This is a genomic window from Streptomyces sp. NPDC060028, assembly GCF_042736725.1.
In the GTDB taxonomy this organism is placed as follows: domain Bacteria; phylum Actinomycetota; class Actinomycetes; order Streptomycetales; family Streptomycetaceae; genus Streptomyces.
On record NZ_JBHWVJ010000184.1, the window covers coordinates 1 to 1,436 of the forward strand.

The 1,436-nt window shown below is 68.5% G+C and carries 1 protein-coding gene and 1 pseudogene; both read right to left on the reverse strand.

The annotated features are described in order from the left end of the window. Positions 1–181 precede the first annotated feature (181 nt). A pseudogene (locus tag ACFWBF_RS37305) lies at positions 182–709 on the reverse strand (transposase); the annotation flags it as partial. After that, complete coding sequence (locus ACFWBF_RS37310; protein ID WP_355802543.1) at positions 664–1,236, reverse strand: winged helix-turn-helix domain-containing protein; 573 nt, start codon at positions 1,234–1,236, stop codon at positions 664–666. The pseudogene ACFWBF_RS37305 and the gene ACFWBF_RS37310, both read right to left, overlap by 46 nt. Positions 1,237–1,436 lie beyond the last annotated feature (200 nt).

The following is a 1,436-nucleotide window of genomic DNA, read 5'->3' on the forward strand; positions in this document are numbered from 1 at the left end:
GGTGTGGTCCACGCTCCGGGACGCGGCCGTACACGGGCCCGCAGTTCACCGGCTGATCGCCCGGGCGCGGGCCTACCTCGACCACGCGTAAGCACATCGGAGAATCGCCGGACCGGCGGCGCGAATATTCGAGAATCACGGCGGACGTTGATTCGCCCGCGTCCCTACTGACTTCGGCTTTTCAAGGTGAGGCTGGTGCGTCGAGGGTGAGGCCGGTGCCGGCTATGAAGCCGTCGAGGGTGTGGGGCCGGTATTGAAGGCGTTTGAGCCGGTTGCGGACGAGTGCTTCGAGGCGGTCGAGTGCCATGACGGCGAGGTTGGCGAGGCTGCGTTTGACGTGGGCCCACACCCATTCAACGGGGTTCAGGTCGGGTGAGTAGGCGGGCAGCAGGAAGACCGTCAGCCACTCACGCTCTGCCACGAATTCCTGCATCCTGCGGGAGACGTGGGTGTTGAGCCGGTCCCAGACCAGCACGATCGGCGCCCTGACCAGCTGATGGACACCGTCGAGCAGAGCGATGAAGTCCCGCTCGCCCATACTGCGACGTGTTCCTTTGCCGGCGGGGTGGGTCCGCAGGCGGTGACACAGCCGAGTCCGGGAGCCTGGCCGCATCGCGATCAGGCCGGCCACCGACAGCCGTCCCGAGCGGCGCCCGCTGACCGTCACGACCGGGGTGATGCCGCGCCGGCCCCAGGTCCGTCCCCGGGGCGGCCGTCGGGTGAAGCCGGCTTCGTCCTCGAAGCAGACGTAGCCCCCGCTGGCCGCCCGGGCCCTTTTACCTCCGCCCAGGTCGCCTCCCGCCACGTGCTCACGGCCTGCTCGTCGCGTTCGGCGACCCGCCGCGCGGGCACCTGCGGGGAGAACCCGAGCCGGTGCATCAACCGGGTGGCACCCGAGACGCTGTAGGAGATGTGGAACTTCCTGCCGATCAGCGTGACCACCCTCGAAGCGGTCCACACCTGGTCCTCGACCCAGCCGTGCGCGGCCGGCCCCTCCTCCAGATACACGGCCAGCTTCTCCAGACACCGCGAGGACAGACGGCACCGCGACCCGCTCGGACCGCGGGAGGCCAGAGCCTGAACACCGCCGTCCCGCCACAACTGGTGCCACTGATAAGCCGACTTCACGCTCACCCGCAGCCGCCGTGCGACTTCCGACGGCTTGACCTTCTGCTCGAACAGTTCAGCCGCCTGCATCCGTACCGTCTCGCGCCGCTGACGTCCTGTCGGAGTCAGCCCGCCCCCATCCGCATATCTCACACACCACGAATACAGTCACCCACCCACACCCATCAGGAACTTCGCAACGATTCACCCCAACGAGCTCAAGTCAGTAAGCGACGGCGGGCCGGTGGCCGGCCACGGCTTCGTCCGGCTCGGGGGATGCAACGCGGCCTTCGCCAACCGGCTCGCCGAAGTCATCGCCGCAGGTGCCG